This window comes from Alteromonas sp. BZK5, from assembly GCF_014349115.1.
GTDB lineage: Bacteria > Pseudomonadota > Gammaproteobacteria > Enterobacterales > Alteromonadaceae > Alteromonas > Alteromonas macleodii.
Window position 1 is genome coordinate 64,070 of sequence record NZ_JACSOE010000013.1, and the last position, 15,354, is coordinate 79,423.

Sequence of the window (15,354 nt, forward strand, 5' to 3'; positions counted from 1 at the left end):
CGCTTTTAGTGTTATCTCTTTTCGCATTTTGCTATTCTTGTAAATAAATCAACAAAAAAGGGTTGAGTGTTGAAAGGGATCCTAACGTTTCTTATCATTTTGGTGCTGCTCGCGATCGCGTTTGTCATTGGCTCACAAAATGAAGCGCAAGTAACAGTTAATTATTTAATTGCTCAGGCGAATCTTCGCTTATCGACGTTAATAGCGATAACACTTTCAATAGGCGTTGGTATTGGTATTTTGGTAATGCTAATGAGCTGGCTAAAATTGCGTGTTCAACTGATGTCTGCGCAGTCAAAAATACAGAGTCTGGAACAAGAACACTAATGCTCGAACTGCTGTTTCTCCTTTTGCCTGTTGCGGCAGGTTACGGTTGGATAATGGGCCGAAATAGTGTCCGTCAAGCGCAGCGAAAGCAGTCTAGCATTCTATCTAGGCATTATTACAAGGGGCTAAACTTCCTTCTCTCAGACCAACCTGATAAAGCAGTCGATACGCTAATCAAAATGATTAACGTGAATAGCGATACAGTAGAGACGCATATCGCGATGGGGAGCTTTTTCCGTCACCGAGGCGAAATAGACCGCGCAATTAAAGTCCACCAGAATTTAGTTAGCCGTGATGAGCTCCAGCCGGCTCAACGAGAAAATGCACTGAGGGAGCTTGGTCACGACTACACACAAGCAGGCTTTCTAGAGCGTGCTGAAAATGCTTTTCTTCAACTGCTTAACAGCGATAAACACTACCTTGTAGCTCAACAGCAACTTTTCAGTATCTACCAGACCACGAAAGAGTGGGAAAGAGCCATAGAATTAGCTGAACGTATGGTGCAATGTCATGGTGATAATGATGATTTGTGCGAGCGCCTTGCACACTTTTATTGTGAACAAGCATCGGTTGAGTTGAAGAACGATAGCCAAGGGGCGGCATTGACCTTATTACAAAAAGCGGTAAACGCCGACGAACATGCGGTGAGGCCGTGGCTTATGTTAGGTGATATAGCGCTTGATCAAAAACGCTTTACTGATGCCAACGCGTACTTTACGCAAGTGGCCGAACGCGATATCAATTGGTTTAGCGAAGCCGTACCTCGTTTGGAAAAAATTGCTGAAGAAACTGACGACTGGGAAAGTTTTCAGAAGAACTTAGAAGCACATTGGCAGGAGTGTGCTACGTCCTATTTAGCCATGGTTGATGTGCTTATGAAGCGCGGTGAAACGGCACAGGCGGCTGAGTACTTACTTGAGCAACTTCGCAAACGCCCGACTATGCGCGGCTTTAAAACCCTTATGGGGCTTTACATTGACCAGCTTTCAGATAAAACCACGGCTGATAGCTTACGCTTACTTAAAGAATTGGTGGAAAAGCAAATGTTGCAGCGCCCGAAATACCGCTGTGGCAGCTGTGGCTTTTCCGGTCGAAAATTATATTGGTTATGCCCTAGCTGTAAAAAGTGGGGCGTAGTAAAACCTATCAAAGGGCTAGACGGAGAATAAAAGAACATGCATGACCCACGCGTTATTGTTGCATTAGACTATGACAATAAAGACACTGCATTGGCGTTTGTTGATAAATTAGATTCAAGCTTGTGCAAGCTAAAAGTGGGCAAGGAAATGTTCACCTTATTTGGACCAGAATTCGTAAAAGCGCTAATCGCTAAAGGCTTTGACGTTTTCTTAGATCTTAAATTCCATGACATTCCAAATACTGTAGCGAAAGCATGTAAAGCAGCGGCGGAGCTGGGTGTATGGATGGTGAACGTACATGCATCGGGCGGCCTACCTATGATGCAAGCAGCTAAAGAGGCGATTGCAACAAGCAGCAACCCTCAAACTAAACTTATTGCGGTTACCGTTCTTACCAGCATGGATGAAGCGCAGTTGGCGGATGTAGTAAGCGGTGTGACACCAGAGCAACAAGTGCTGCGTCTGGCGGCACTAACAGAAAAAGCAGGATTAGACGGCATTGTCTGCTCAGCGCAGGAAGCCAGCGCATTACGCGAAAAACACAGCGACGATTTTCTGCTAGTTACACCAGGTATTCGCCCAGTAGGCGCAGATGCTGGTGATCAAAAGCGCGTCATGACGCCTCCCGATGCTATGAAAGCTGGCGTGAGCTATTTAGTTATGGGAAGACCTATCACTAAAGCGGAAGATCCTATTGCCGTACTGAAAGCAGTAAACGCATCAATAAACGGTTAGACTTATTTCAAATACAAAAAAGCTCGGATGTGATGTTCACATACCGAGCTTTTTTATTCCGATATTCTTATTCAAGGGTATGGCCACAGCCCTACCCGAGACTAATATTTAGAAATTATTCGCCTTTAAGCGCTACTTCAGCTGGTGTATAGGTAAGGCCTAGTTCTTCACCTAGCGCGTCAACCACAGCTTTGTACGTTACCTTACCTTCGTGCACGTTTAGACCGTTAAGCAAGTGCTTGTCTTCTAGCATCGCTTTCGCAGGGCCTTTGTTTGCAAGGGCTAAGCCGAATGGCAATGTGGCATTGTTAAGTGCCATTGTAGAAGTACGCGCAACGCCACCTGGCATGTTTGCAACACAGTAGTGAACCACGTCATCAACAATATAAACTGGGTCTTGGTGTGTTGTTGCTTTAGATGTTTCAAAGCATCCGCCTTGGTCGATAGCAACGTCAACAAGTACTGAACCAGGCTTCATTGCCTTAATCTGTTCGCGAGTAAGAAGCTTCGGAGCTGCAGCGCCAGGAATAAGTACCGCACCAACAACAAGATCAGCTTTTGAAGAGTAGTGCTCAATAGCGTCAACGGTAGAGTAAACCGTTTTTACTTGTCCGTTAAAGATATCATCGATTTGACGAAGACGAGGAAGCGAGCGGTCAAGAATAGTAACGTCAGCACCAAGGCCTAGTGCCATTTTTGCTGCGTTAGTACCAACAACACCACCGCCGATAACCAGTACTTTACCTGGTGCTACACCCGGAACGCCACCAAGAAGTGTACCGCTACCGCCGTGTGCTTTTTCAAGGTAGTGCGCGCCAGCTTGAACCGACATACGGCCAGCTACTTCACTCATTGGTGCGAGTAGTGGAAGCCCACCGCGGTCGTCAGTCACTGTTTCATATGCGATACACGTTGCACCAGATTCAACAAGCAGCTTTGTTTGCGTAGGATCAGGCGCTAAATGTAGGTAGGTGTATAGTGTCTGGCCTTTACGAAGCATTTTGCACTCGTTAGGCTGAGGCTCTTTAACTTTTACGATCATTTCTGCTTCAGCAAACACTTGCTCAGCCGTTGATGCAATGGCTGCGCCTGCTTCGACATACATTTCGTTAGTGAAACCTATTGCTTCACCTGCGTTCGTTTCTACTAAAACGCTGTGACCGTGGCTAACAAACTCTTTTACAGCTGCTGGCGTCAAGCCAACACGGTATTCGTGGTTCTTAATTTCTTTTGGTACACCAACTAACATGTATAGTCCTCAATCTTATAGTGAGCTTCTAAGCGGCTCTGGTTGAACTTTTGATAAATAGTGTTCGGCTTTGAAGCACGTGAACATATTTGCGGAGTATACGTGATAAAAAAACGAACTATCTGCTGAAGAATGGGCGTTTGTAGCATATAATTCTCCTAAAAGATGCTTTTAAGATATTTTATATGCTGGTAAAGACACCAAAACACCTAGACCGAATAGACAGGAATATCCTGGTACAGTTACAGAAAAACGGGCGTATATCAAACGTCGAACTTGCTAAAGAAGTGGGATTAAGCCCCAGCCCTTGTCTTGAGAGAGTTAAGAGGCTGGAGGCTCAGGGCTATATAAAAGGATATCATGCTGTCGTTGACCCAGAAAAGCTCGGCGCAGCTATGCTTGTGTTCGTAGAGATTACGTTAACGAAAACATCGGTAGATATCTTTGCAGAATTTTCTGCTGCGGTAAAACTGCATGACGATATACAAGAATGTCACCTGGTGTCCGGAGATTTTGACTTCCTTCTTAAAGCACGCGTTGCAGATATGGGAAGTTATAGGAAATTATTAGGTGATACTTTACTGCGCTTGCCCGGAGTGAGTGAGTCGCGGACGTACGTTGTGATGGAAGAAGTAAAAAGTACATCGTCGCTGCGCATTAATTTGAAGTAATGAAAGCGTGGCTCAATAGCGTGGTTTTGTGGTAGGCTGTGCAAAAATACAGTGTTTGTGTTTTACCAAAGGATTAACAGCACGCTAAAGCACAGGGTAGGGGATGGGTGTATTAATTCAGTTATGCGCTCAGTAACTTACCAAAAAGTAAATCAATAATAATTATGTAGGAATAGCAAAGAGTTCGCTAAGCTCTTTGTTGCGGTTAGTACTGCGGTTACCGCATAGCGTAAAAAGCTATCTGCGGTTAATACATGCGATGGAAATTGAAGGTTTTTTAGGGTTATGGCGCGATTAACAGGGGTTCAGCGAGTGTGGGAAGCAGGTATGATTATCGCCTGTGTTTTCGCCTTCTTCTTATTGCTGGCACTAGCATCTTTTCATCCAGGAGACCCAGGTTGGAGTCAGGCTGGATTACAACTCGACGTTCACAACTGGGTTGGAGCAACAGGGGCGTGGGTCGCTGATCTTCTGCTATTCTCATTTGGTTTTTTAGCGTATTTGCTGCCTTTCGGCTCCGCCTTCTTAGGGTGGTTTCTATTCCAACACATTAAAGAACTCGATGAATTCGATTACCTTACTATTGGATTAAGAATTATCGGTGGGCTGTTGATGGCCCTCGGTGCAACGGGCATCGCCAGTATAAATTTTGACGACATTTACAACTTTTCAGCCGGCGGATTTGTTGGCGACGTAATTAGTTCAGCGCTAGTGCCTTACTTCAATACCGCTGGCACAATTTTGCTACTTCTTTGTTTCTTCTGTACGGGCTTTACCTTACTAACGGGTATTAGCTGGCTCACTATTATCGACAGGTTAGGTGAAGGTACGCTGTGGTTAGGACGTAAGACCCTTTCAGCGCCTCAGAGTTTGTTAGCATTTGAAATGCCGCGACTAGCCCTAGCTAACAAATCGTCTAATCAAAGTGGCGACGAAGGTGCAGAGCTAGATATTACCAGTATGCGCGCTGAACCTTTGGCTTCTACTGCACAGACAAAACCATCACAGACACAGAAAACTACGCCATTACGCAGTGAGCCTACCTTTAGCATTGACGATGTAGATGATGAGCCGCCGTTTTATACCTATGACGGAGACAAGTCTGTTCAATCTAATCCCAACGATACTGTAAACGCCGAGGAAGACGATGCGACATCAAGTACAGATGTAGATGCAGCTGAGACGAAAAAGTCGTCGTTCTCATTGTCAGGTATGCGTAGTGCGGTTACTGGTAGCTTTAAAGACAAAGTGGGTTTGGGTAAATCGAGCCAAGATGACTCAGTTCAGTCAGAAGATGATAGCAGTCAACATGAGCATAAACACCAAGCACAGCAAAGTCCGCATATTAACTTTGACGACTTAGAAGAGTTTGATGAAGACTTGCCTTACGAAACTGGAAGCAAGCCAATAACTTCTGCAAATAACAGCGCGCCATCTGTTGAAGGTAGCGAACCAAATACGGAAACGCTACAGTCGCAAACTGTTGAAACTCAGGGAGCGAGTCAAGGTGCTAACCAAGCATTTACGCCTGCTGCACTAGGTGCCAAACCCGTGAAGGCGAGGGCAGGTGAGTTAGACCCTGATTTACCACCTATGCCGTCCTTTGATTTACTTGAACGTGCCGACAAACATGAAAACCCGCTTACGCCAGAAGAGATTGAAGGTATTTCTCGTTTGGTAGAGGAAAAACTGGCTGACTTTAACATTGAAGCGACGGTGGTTGGCGTGTTCCCAGGCCCTGTTATTACCCGGTTTGAGCTTGATTTAGCACCTGGGGTAAAAGTGAGCAAGATCTCAGGACTGTCGAAAGACTTAGCCCGCGCTATGTCAGCTATCTCGGTGCGTGTAGTGGAAGTTATTCCGGGTAAGTCAGTAATTGGCTTAGAACTGCCGAATAAAAAACGTGAAATGGTGCGGCTGAGCGAAGTTATTAGCTGCGATACTTTTCAGTCTAATAAATCACCATTAACCATGGTGTTGGGCGCTGATATTTCAGGGCAGCCAGTGGTGGTCGATTTAGCCAAAATGCCTCACCTTTTGGTTGCAGGTACTACAGGTTCAGGTAAATCTGTAGGTGTGAACGTTATGATTCTTAGTCTGCTTTATAAGAGCACGCCAGAAGATGTTCGCATGATCATGATTGATCCGAAAATGCTTGAGCTTTCGGTGTACGAAGGTATACCTCACTTGCTTGCTGAAGTGGTTACCGACATGAAAGAAGCCGCCAATGCCCTTCGTTGGTGCGTGGGTGAGATGGAGCGTCGTTATCGTCTAATGAGCGCTCTTGGCGTGCGTAACCTAAAGGGCTATAACGCGAAAGTAGAAGAAGCTATTGCTAATGGCACACCAATAAAGGACCCACTGTGGAAGAATGAAGAAAGTATGGATGCTGAAGCGCCTGACTTAGCCAAACTTCCTGCTATCGTGGTAGTGGTCGATGAATTTGCCGACATGATGATGATAGTGGGCAAAAAAGTAGAAGAGCTTATTGCACGTATCGCGCAGAAAGCACGTGCTGCGGGCATCCATCTTATCCTTGCCACACAGCGTCCATCTGTAGATGTTATTACAGGTCTGATCAAGGCCAACATTCCAACCCGTTGTGCATTCCAAGTTTCTAGTAAAATAGACTCAAGAACCATTCTAGACCAACAAGGCGCAGAAACTTTGCTAGGGATGGGTGACATGCTTTATCTGCCTCCTGGTAGCCCTGTGCCAACCCGTGTTCACGGTGCATTTGTGGATGATCACGAAGTACATGCTGTAGTTGCAGACTGGCAGAAACGTGGTGAGCCTGAATACATTGACGAGATCCTGAATGGCGAAGCGACGGCTGAAGTCTTATTGCCAGGCGAACAGCCTGAAGGTGAGGATCAAGAATTTGATGCCTTCTATGATGAAGCCGTGGCGTTTGTTACTGAAACACGTCGAGCTAGTGTGTCGAGCGTGCAGCGTAAGTTTAGAATTGGTTACAATCGGGCCGCGCGCTTGGTTGAACAAATGGAAATGAGTGGTGTCGTAAGTGCACAGGGGCATAACGGGAACCGTGAGGTTCTTGCACCGCCGCCCCACAAAGAATAACGAATGGATTGAATAAATGAATAAAGCAGTTTCGGTTTATTTTGTGAGTGCATTGGTAACGGCAGGTACAGCAATGAATGCTGCTAACGCTGCGGTAGAATTAGGTACTACAGGTTCAAATATAGGCAACAACAATGCTCACGAGGTTGTCAGTGCTCATCACGCTAATCAGGCTAATGCCACAGTAAACACCAGTCAGCCCAAAACTTCATCGCTTATCAATGATTCTGCGAGTACGTCACTGCAGGCGTTGTTAAGCAATATGAAGCAGTTTCGCGCAAGTTTTGCGCAAACAGTAGTCGATGCACAGCAAAATGTCGTTCACGAAGCACAAGGCACGCTGACCATGACCCGCCCTAATAAGCTTCGCTGGGAAACAACGTTTCCTGATGAAACCCTTTTGGTTGCCGATGGCGAAGCGGTTTGGAATGTGGATACCTTTGTAGAGCAGGTGACAGTCCTATCTCAAGACAATGCGATTAAAGATAACCCTATTGTTTTGCTTACATCGACAGATGAAGCAACGTGGTCAAAGTTCTCTATCAGTCAATTAAATAGCGGTTCATCGGCTTTAAAACCTGAAAAGGGCGCGGCAGACAACATCAATGGTGTTAGTGCAATAAAAAGCTACCAAATCACGCCTAAAGAACAAGGCGGCCAAATCGCAACGCTTACATTAACCTTTAACCAAGACAGTGAACTCGCTTCGCTCAATATGCTCGATGCGCAACAGCAAATCAGCACTTTGGTGTTCAGTAATATTGAAGCGCGTTTTCCAGTGCCCGCTGATACGTTCTCAGTTGATATTCCAGACAGCTTCATAATTGATGACCAGCGTTAATCAAGATTTCGCGCCCCTCGCGGCGCGAATGCGCCCGGTCACCATAGAGCAGTACAGCGGTCAAGAACACTTACTTGGCGAAGGTAAGCCTCTTCGTAAAATGTTAGAGGCGGGTCACTGCCATTCTATGATTTTGTGGGGTCCACCTGGTACCGGTAAAACTACCCTTGCCGAACTCATTGCTCAATACACCAACGCATCTGTATTGCGTATTTCTGCGGTTACCTCTGGGGTAAAAGACATCAGAGCCGCCATGGATACGGCTGAAGAAAACGCCCGTTATAACCAGCGAACCTTGTTGTTTGTTGACGAAGTACACCGATTCAACAAAAGTCAGCAGGACGCGTTTCTTCCATTTGTTGAGTCTGGCGTTGTTACCTTTATTGGCGCAACGACAGAGAATCCCTCGTTCGAATTAAATAAAGCGCTTTTATCTCGTGTACGTGTTTATGTGCTAAAGACACTCGAACACGAAGCACTGTCAGAATTGATTGATAGAGCGCTGAGCGATACTGAAAAAGGTCTGGGTGACAGAGCCCTTGGTATTGAAGAAACAGCCAGAAACGCGCTTATTGATTTAAGTGGCGGCGACGCACGTCGTCTTCTCACCTATTTAGAGCTTGCTGCCGACTTCACCGGAGCAAACGAAATAACCGTAAGCGATGTTGAGCATGCGGTAGGCGAAAAAGTTGCTAGTTACGACAACAAAGGAGACACCTTCTACGACCTAATCTCCGCGTTTCATAAATCTGTTAGAGGCTCAGATCCAGACGCAGCCCTTTACTGGTACGCAAGAATTCTTGATGGCGGGGGAGATGCGCTGTATGTAGGAAGACGTCTACTTGCTATCGCGTCTGAAGACATTGGTAATGCCGACCCAAGGGCGATGCAGCTCTGTATTAATGCCTGGGACACGTTTCACCGAGTAGGACCTGCAGAGGGCGAGCGCGCTATTGCTCAAGCTGCGGTATATTGTGCATTAGCTGCAAAAAGTAACGCGGTATATATGGCGTTTAACGAAGCAAAAGCATTGGCGCGTAAAACCTCTGATGCACCTGTTCCCATGCATTTACGCAATGCGCCTACGTCTCTTATGAAAGAGCTCGGTCATGGCGACGGTTACCGCTATGCGCACAACGAGCCAAATGCCTTTGCGGCGGGTGAATCTTACTTCCCTGAAAGCCTAACTGGTACACGCTTATATAATCCCAACGAGCGCGGCTTAGAAAAAGCCCTAAAAGCCAAACGCGATTTTCTCGATTCACTTAATGCGAGAAGCAACAATAAAAGGTAAAGTTGCAGACATGTAACTCAACTAGTTCAGATTATATGAATTAGTTAATAAAAAAATGCGCTAGGGAGTTTTCGTGCCTCAAGGGTTAGCTTTGTATTGTTTTATTGCCGCTGGCGGTGCGACCGGCGCCTGTTTACGCTATTTTGTTACCACAAGTGTTGATTCCTTATTTGGAAAACACATGCCGTTTGGTACACTAACGGTGAATGTGGTCGGGTCGTTTGCACTCGCATTACTGTACGGTTTTATCGAACGTCATGATTTAAGCGACTCTCCTTACCGAGCGCTTATCGGTGTAGGGCTATTAGGTGCCTTTACTACATTCTCAACATTTTCCGTTGAAACCTTAACTTTATTAGAAAACGGGTTGTGGCTTAAAGCCGCAGCAAATGTATTTCTTAACGTTGGCGCTTGCCTAATAGCAGGTTGGCTAGCCATTCAATTGATGAAAGGATAATTAGAAACACATGTTAGATCCAAAGTGTTTGCGAAGCGATATAGAACAAACAGCTAAGCGATTAGCTGCCCGTGGTTTTAACCTCGATGTAGCAGCTTTCAGTTCGCTTGAAGAAAAAAGAAAAACACTTCAGTCCAGAACACAGGATCTGCAAAACGAGCGTAACGTACGAAGTAAATCCATTGGTAAAGCAAAAGCGCAGGGCGAAGATATTGCACCGCTATTGGCTGAAGTGGGTAAGCTTGGTGACGAGCTTGACGCCGCTAAAGCGGAACTTAGCGAACTGTTGGAAGAAATTAACACCCTTACGCAAGGCATTCCTAATTTGCCACACGAGTCTGTACCAGCGGGTAAAGACGAAGATGACAATGTTGAGATTTCTCGATGGGGCGAACCACGCACGTTTGATTTTGAAGTTAAAGATCATGTTGATGTGGCTGAAGGCTTAAACAACGGCTTAGATTTCGCTACCGCAAGTAAGCTTACGGGAAGCCGCTTTGTAGTGATGCGCGGCGATATTGCTCGCCTAAATCGTGCAATTGCTCAGTTCATGCTAGATACCCATACACAAGAGCATGGCTACCAAGAGATGTATGTGCCTTACTTGGTTAACGCTGACAGCCTTTATGGCACAGGCCAGCTGCCTAAGTTTGGTGAAGACCTATTTCACACCAAGCCAGCAACCGAAGAAGGACAGGGGCTTAGCCTAATTCCAACGGCGGAAGTTCCGCTAACTAATATTGCACGCGATGAAATATTAGATGCGAAATCACTGCCTGTGAAAATGACTGCGCATACGCCTTGCTTCCGCTCAGAAGCTGGTTCGTACGGTCGTGATACCCGTGGCCTTATTCGTCAGCATCAGTTCGATAAGGTAGAACTTGTACAGTTAGTTAAGCCGGAAGAGAGCTTTGACGCGCTAGAAGCACTTACAGGACACGCAGAAGTTATTCTTCAAAAGCTAGAATTACCGTACCGCAAAGTGTTGCTTTGTACTGGTGATATGGGCTTTGGCGCATGTAAAACGTACGATCTTGAAGTATGGCTACCTGCGCAAAATACCTATCGTGAAATTTCTTCATGTTCAAACATGTTGGATTTCCAAGCACGACGCATGCAGGCTAGGTTCCGTAACCCAGAAACGAATAAAACTGAACTTCTTCACACATTGAATGGTTCTGGTTTAGCGGTAGGGCGTACGCTTGTTGCTATTTTAGAGAACAATCAGCAGGCAGACGGAAGCGTTAAGATTCCAAAGACGCTTGTGCCTTACATGGCAGGGCAAGAAGTGATTAAGGCTTCTTAGCGAGCTATTTTTTGGGCACATGAACTGAGCCCCGCCTCAAAACAGAGCCTTTTATAAGCTAAAACATACAAAATCCGACATTGCATTCAGTGTCGGATTCTTTCATTCTCCACCCCGTGTAAAGTCGCAGGTTGAATGGAGGTATTACTGTTCGCTTCGAATAAGCGTTAACTAAAACGATGAGCTACCACGTGAACGTGGTGGCTCTTTTTTGTGTTACTTCCCTTATAATTTCTGTACCTTGAAGCGAGTACAAACTCATAGGCTTTCTTACATGTGCGGATTTATACAGCGTATTACTGACTCACCTGACGTTATTGCGCTACTTGAAGAAGTCGGGCTTACACAAACCATTCCGCTTTTTGTCAATGAATCTTCCACAAGCAATGTTATTAACTTTTATCCTGCGTTTGGACATGTGCCTGAACGACAAATTACCAATTTAATTGTATCTGGTGATAGCACCATCGATGCTACATGGTGGTTTGATGCTAAGCCCGTTGGCGACACGTTAGAGGTTGGCAACAGAACCACATTCAATGCCCGTAATTTAGAAAGCCCTTATTGGAGCAAGTTCATTCGTGAACGACGCGCTGTGGTTGTCGCAACTGCAGTAGGGGAGTCAAACCCACTTGGTAAAGGAAAAGCGCACTATTTAATGAAACCGGCTACTGGTGCATTGCTCATTGGCGCGGTATACCGGCGGTTTAGTAATGGCCTATTTTCCTGTGCAGTAGTGACGCGCCCACCCGTAGAGGGGTTTAGTCAGTATCATGAAAAATCCATTCCTTGCTTTCTTCCACATAATGCACATGCGATAAATGCGTGGTTAGCGGCTGACACACAAGGCTCATTGAACAATGAGGTAGAATATATTTTGAATAATCCTCGTGTTTATACCGATCTTGAAGTCACGCGAGTAAAGACGTTTAAAAGCGCCGAGGCAATCGGTGAGGTTAATGTGTTAAAAGCTGACGAAAACCGCTAACTTTTACTTATAAGCGAGTAGGAGAAGGCGGCAATGACAACAGCCGCCTGTGACAATCTAACTACTAAATAACGTTTTATTTAAGGTAGGAAAGCAAGGTTTCTTCGTCCGCGCCTAAAACATTCTTTTTCACTTCTTTGTCGACGACGTCTGAACATTGAGATGACATTCCGCTTCTCAATTTACCAAGAAATCTAGGCCCACTAATAATATCTATCGAGCCCAATGCACCTCGTTTACGCTCACCATCTAGCCAGTCAGCAATATCACTAGCAAATCGTTCATCTTCGAGTTCGGCAGCATCTTTTCGATTCATGCTATCAACGCCTGGTACTTGCGAAGCGGGAGCCGATTGTCTGCCGGGTTTATCTGTATAAATGTCTTGGTCACTCGCGCCACTAAACTCGTTGTGCCACTTTTTTACTTCAACAAGTGCACTTCCGTGGTTGGTATAGGTGTAAGCTGTGGCGTCGTCGTGGTTGGCCACAATTACGTAGTGTTTTTGAACTGTCATACAGCCTCCTATGTCCATTTATGTAAAACATTCACGTTTATGGTGTTCGGTAAAAGGCAAGTATGAAAAATATGCCTGAAACCCGAGATAAAACGCCAATGTAGGAGGGGAGTTGCAATATCAACACCAAGGCTAAAACAGTTAACAATAGGGTGGCTCTTCTGATAGCTACCTTAAATCGGGTCTCAACCCGTGAAGCAAATCAACAAGTGCTTTTAGCAGAAGGCTAGCCGGGGGCGCTAGCACTTTAAATATAATGTGCGATCGCCTTTACAAGCACTTCGCAGGTTTAGGTAACCCTGCCAGTTTGGTGGCTTGCTTAGCCGGGCCTTTTTTAAAGAGTCGCTGCAGGTAGCGGCTATTACCTTTTTCTGGCCCAAACTTATTGGCCATAGCTTTCACCAAAGCACGAACCGCTGGGCTGGTTTCGTACTCTTCATAGAATGTGCGTACGAAGCGCACCACTTCCCAGTGGGCTTCGGTTAATTCAATGTTCTCTTCTTGCGCCAGCAACTCAACCATACCTTCTTCCCAAAGGGTATAGTCGAGTAAATACCCGGCTTTGTCTGTAGGGATTGCTTGCCCTTTATAATTGAAGCTATAGGTTTCTTGTGTCATGAAAGGGGTATCCAGTGCTGATTTTTTGCTGATATTGCAGCAAGTTCTTTGTGGGAAATTGGATTAAAATGTTCGGGAAGATTTGCGCCCCTGGTATCCGCATCTGTACTCAAGAACGACAGGTTAAGCGTTGGTTTGTCTTTTGCCGTGCCTTTTGTCGTACTCTCTACCGTGCTTTTTACCGTATTGGCCAGCCGCTCAAAAAACGCGGTGTTTAATGCAGGGGCATAAACGCCATCACCAACAAATACAACATAAGTAGAAGTCGATTGCTCATAAGTGGCTTCAATAAGCTGTTTGTATTCAGTGCTCAAAATTGGCGTTGAAATAATAATAAGCATTAGAATGTCACCACATGATCTACGCTTTGGATAAGCGTGACCTTTTCTTCTGGGGTTATCCACTCACAGTCTAACTCATCAACTAAACTGTTATTTGAAAGAACCTGCTCAATGTCGTAGGTATCTGCACTTGCTTTACACACAAAGCATTCTTCGATATCGAAAAACGGCATGCTAGCTAAACGTTTGGTGTGATTTTTTAGTCCTTTGGTAGACGCTGCCTTAACAAGCTGCAGTACACCTTGGCTTTCAAAAAGCACTTTAACATCGTGCCCATAGTTTGTTGCAGCAAGCGCAAAATCTAAACCGTCTTGGCTTTTAGCATTGGAAAAAGGGCTTTGCGTAAACCTAATAAGTAGTTGCGCCATTAGAATTGTACCAACCTGTTGCAATCATGGAGCGCAGTGAAGAATTCGCCCAAGCCAGCTTGCTCGAAAGGCGCGGTTAAGTTGGCCTGAGACAACCCATTCTCTTTCGCCTCTAACTCACTAACAATACCTCGCTTAACGGCGGCGGTAATGCATACTAGTAATTTCACGTTGTGTTCAGTCGCTAGAGTCTTCCAGCTATCAAGTACGAACAGCTCGTCACCCGTCTTTAGCATTAAGTTATTAGTGTGGTGTACACCTTCGCTATAAAAGAAAACGTTGTTTATTACATCACCATTATCGATTACACCTTGTGCAAAGGAGAGGGCGCGTAACGCTGTATCGCCTTGAAACGGTGATGATGTGATAAGTATTGAATATTCTGCCATACAAATAAAAACACCCCGGTTAAGGGGTGTTTATCTTTTCAACCTTTAACGCTGTTTTAATCGTCGCCGCCAAATGCACCTAGAAGGTGAAGGATAGACGTGAACAAGTTGTATATGTTCAAGTATAGCGAAACTGTTGCACGAATGTAGTTTGTTTCACCACCGTGGATGATACGACTTGTATCAAACAAGATGAAACCTGACATAATAAACACAATCGCTGCACTGATTGCTAAGCTTACCGCTGGAACTGCGAAAAAGATGTTCGCAATAGCAGCTACAAGCACTACAACTAGACCTACTACCAAGAATCCGCCCATAAACGAGAAGTCTTTCTTAGTGGTAAGTGCGTAGCCAGAAAGCGCGAAGAACACAAGGGCTGTTGCACCTAGCGCTTCCATGATCAAGCCTGGGCCCGCAACGCCTAGATAGAAATTAAGCGTGTAACCTAGTGATGCACCCATTAAACCTGTGAATGCAAACACCCAGTAGATACCAGATGCTGAATCAGCTTTTTTCTGAACTACAAATAACGTAATAAAAGCGCCGATAGTCATAACAAGAGACATCATAGGAGAAATGCCTACTGCCATTGCTATACCAGCACAAACCGCACTAAACGCCAGTGTCATCGCAAGCAGCATATAGGTGTTGCGTAGAACCTTGTTCGTCTGCAATACCGATGGTTGAGATGCACTTGAATACATCGAACGTTGATCCATTGTTTCCTCCAACAGGACTTATGATATGACCAAAATGGTACACAATTATTTAGTGTATGTTGTATGGGTTTTAGTTCCCATTTTCAAGTAGTTTCAGATGAAAATGGTGTCAGGTGAATATAAAAACATCTCTTATACGTGCTAAACAGTCTATTTGATTGAAATCTCGGCACTTAGACAACTTTTTTAATTTTTCGCTTTACAGTCATAAAAATATCATTAAGATACGCAGCACTTCAGGAGAGTTGGCAGAGCCCGGTTTAATGCACCTGACTTGAAATCAGACGTGGGGTCAAACCCACCGGGGGTTCGAA

General features: G+C 45.2%; 17 protein-coding genes. 10 read left to right on the forward strand and 7 right to left on the reverse strand.

Translation table 11 applies throughout. From position 1 onward, the window contains the following. Nucleotides 1-69 precede the first annotated feature (69 nt). From BIZ39_RS05845 to pyrF, 3 genes are read left to right on the forward strand one after another with little or no spacing between them, the layout of a single operon-like run. Nucleotides 70-327 carry a LapA family protein gene (locus BIZ39_RS05845; RefSeq protein WP_014949639.1) on the forward strand — a complete coding sequence of 86 codons (258 nt, stop codon included), beginning with the start codon at nucleotides 70-72 and terminating at the stop codon, nucleotides 325-327. Beyond that, nucleotides 327-1,496, forward strand: a complete 1,170-nt coding sequence (gene lapB / locus BIZ39_RS05850; protein WP_049588667.1) for a lipopolysaccharide assembly protein LapB — start codon at nucleotides 327-329, stop codon at nucleotides 1,494-1,496. Before BIZ39_RS05845 ends, lapB begins: the two co-directional genes overlap by 1 nt. Before the next feature lie 6 nt (nucleotides 1,497-1,502). Beyond that, nucleotides 1,503-2,201, forward strand: a complete 699-nt coding sequence (gene pyrF, locus BIZ39_RS05855; RefSeq protein WP_039234640.1) for an orotidine-5'-phosphate decarboxylase — start codon at nucleotides 1,503-1,505, stop codon at nucleotides 2,199-2,201. A 115-nt stretch (nucleotides 2,202-2,316) separates the two neighbouring features. On the opposite strand, the gene ald is transcribed toward pyrF, so the two are convergent. Then, nucleotides 2,317-3,450 (reverse strand): alanine dehydrogenase, encoded by a 1,134-nt coding sequence (gene ald / locus BIZ39_RS05860; protein WP_014949636.1) that lies wholly within the window; start codon nucleotides 3,448-3,450, stop codon nucleotides 2,317-2,319. Nucleotides 3,451-3,635: 185 nt separating this feature from the next. Here ald and lrp point away from each other — a divergent pair, with 185 nt between their 5' ends. From lrp to BIZ39_RS05895, 7 genes are all read left to right on the forward strand, one after another. Further along, the gene (gene lrp / locus BIZ39_RS05865; protein ID WP_014949635.1) at nucleotides 3,636-4,121 is read left to right on the forward strand and encodes a leucine-responsive transcriptional regulator Lrp; all 486 of its coding nucleotides are present in this window, start codon (nucleotides 3,636-3,638) and stop codon (nucleotides 4,119-4,121) included. Between the two features lie 285 nt (nucleotides 4,122-4,406). Next, a complete protein-coding gene (locus BIZ39_RS05870) occupies nucleotides 4,407-7,202 on the forward strand; it encodes a DNA translocase FtsK (protein WP_187446566.1) in 2,796 nt (931 codons plus the stop codon). Between the two features lie 16 nt (nucleotides 7,203-7,218). Then, nucleotides 7,219-8,043, forward strand: coding sequence for an outer membrane lipoprotein chaperone LolA (lolA, locus tag BIZ39_RS05875; protein ID WP_187446567.1), 825 nt, complete (start codon nucleotides 7,219-7,221; stop codon nucleotides 8,041-8,043). Continuing rightward, nucleotides 8,030-9,337, forward strand: coding sequence for a replication-associated recombination protein A (locus BIZ39_RS05880; protein ID WP_187446568.1), 1,308 nt, complete (start codon nucleotides 8,030-8,032; stop codon nucleotides 9,335-9,337). Before lolA ends, BIZ39_RS05880 begins: the two co-directional genes overlap by 14 nt. 73 nt (nucleotides 9,338-9,410) lie before the next feature. Continuing rightward, nucleotides 9,411-9,794, forward strand: a complete 384-nt coding sequence (gene crcB, locus BIZ39_RS05885; protein WP_014949631.1) for a fluoride efflux transporter CrcB — start codon at nucleotides 9,411-9,413, stop codon at nucleotides 9,792-9,794. Nucleotides 9,795-9,804: 10 nt separating this feature from the next. Continuing rightward, a complete protein-coding gene (gene serS / locus BIZ39_RS05890; RefSeq protein ID WP_187446569.1) occupies nucleotides 9,805-11,100 on the forward strand; it encodes a serine--tRNA ligase in 1,296 nt (431 codons plus the stop codon). Between the two features lie 274 nt (nucleotides 11,101-11,374). After that, nucleotides 11,375-12,088, forward strand: a complete 714-nt coding sequence (locus BIZ39_RS05895; protein ID WP_187446570.1) for an SOS response-associated peptidase family protein — start codon at nucleotides 11,375-11,377, stop codon at nucleotides 12,086-12,088. A gap of 76 nt (nucleotides 12,089-12,164) precedes the next feature. On the opposite strand, the gene BIZ39_RS05900 is transcribed toward BIZ39_RS05895, so the two are convergent. The 6 genes from BIZ39_RS05900 to BIZ39_RS05925 form a co-directional block, all read right to left on the reverse strand. Beyond that, complete coding sequence (locus tag BIZ39_RS05900) at nucleotides 12,165-12,602, reverse strand: host attachment protein (RefSeq protein ID WP_187446571.1); 438 nt, start codon at nucleotides 12,600-12,602, stop codon at nucleotides 12,165-12,167. Nucleotides 12,603-12,872: 270 nt separating this feature from the next. Beyond that, nucleotides 12,873-13,220 carry a TusE/DsrC/DsvC family sulfur relay protein gene (locus BIZ39_RS05905; protein ID WP_187446572.1) on the reverse strand — a complete coding sequence of 116 codons (348 nt, stop codon included), beginning with the start codon at nucleotides 13,218-13,220 and terminating at the stop codon, nucleotides 12,873-12,875. Then, the gene (locus tag BIZ39_RS05910) at nucleotides 13,217-13,561 is read right to left on the reverse strand and encodes a hypothetical protein (RefSeq protein WP_187446573.1); all 345 of its coding nucleotides are present in this window, start codon (nucleotides 13,559-13,561) and stop codon (nucleotides 13,217-13,219) included. Before BIZ39_RS05910 ends, BIZ39_RS05905 begins: the two co-directional genes overlap by 4 nt. Beyond that, nucleotides 13,561-13,929, reverse strand: a complete 369-nt coding sequence (locus BIZ39_RS05915) for a DsrE family protein (protein ID WP_014949621.1) — start codon at nucleotides 13,927-13,929, stop codon at nucleotides 13,561-13,563. The genes BIZ39_RS05910 and BIZ39_RS05915 overlap by 1 nt, the downstream gene beginning before the upstream one ends. Further along, the gene (gene tusD, locus BIZ39_RS05920; protein ID WP_187446574.1) at nucleotides 13,929-14,318 is read right to left on the reverse strand and encodes a sulfurtransferase complex subunit TusD; all 390 of its coding nucleotides are present in this window, start codon (nucleotides 14,316-14,318) and stop codon (nucleotides 13,929-13,931) included. The genes BIZ39_RS05915 and tusD overlap by 1 nt, the downstream gene beginning before the upstream one ends. A gap of 56 nt (nucleotides 14,319-14,374) precedes the next feature. Then, nucleotides 14,375-15,040: a Bax inhibitor-1/YccA family protein gene (locus BIZ39_RS05925; protein ID WP_014949619.1), complete on the reverse strand. Its 666-nt coding sequence runs from the start codon at nucleotides 15,038-15,040 to the stop codon at nucleotides 14,375-14,377. Between the last annotated feature and the right edge of the window lie 314 nt (nucleotides 15,041-15,354).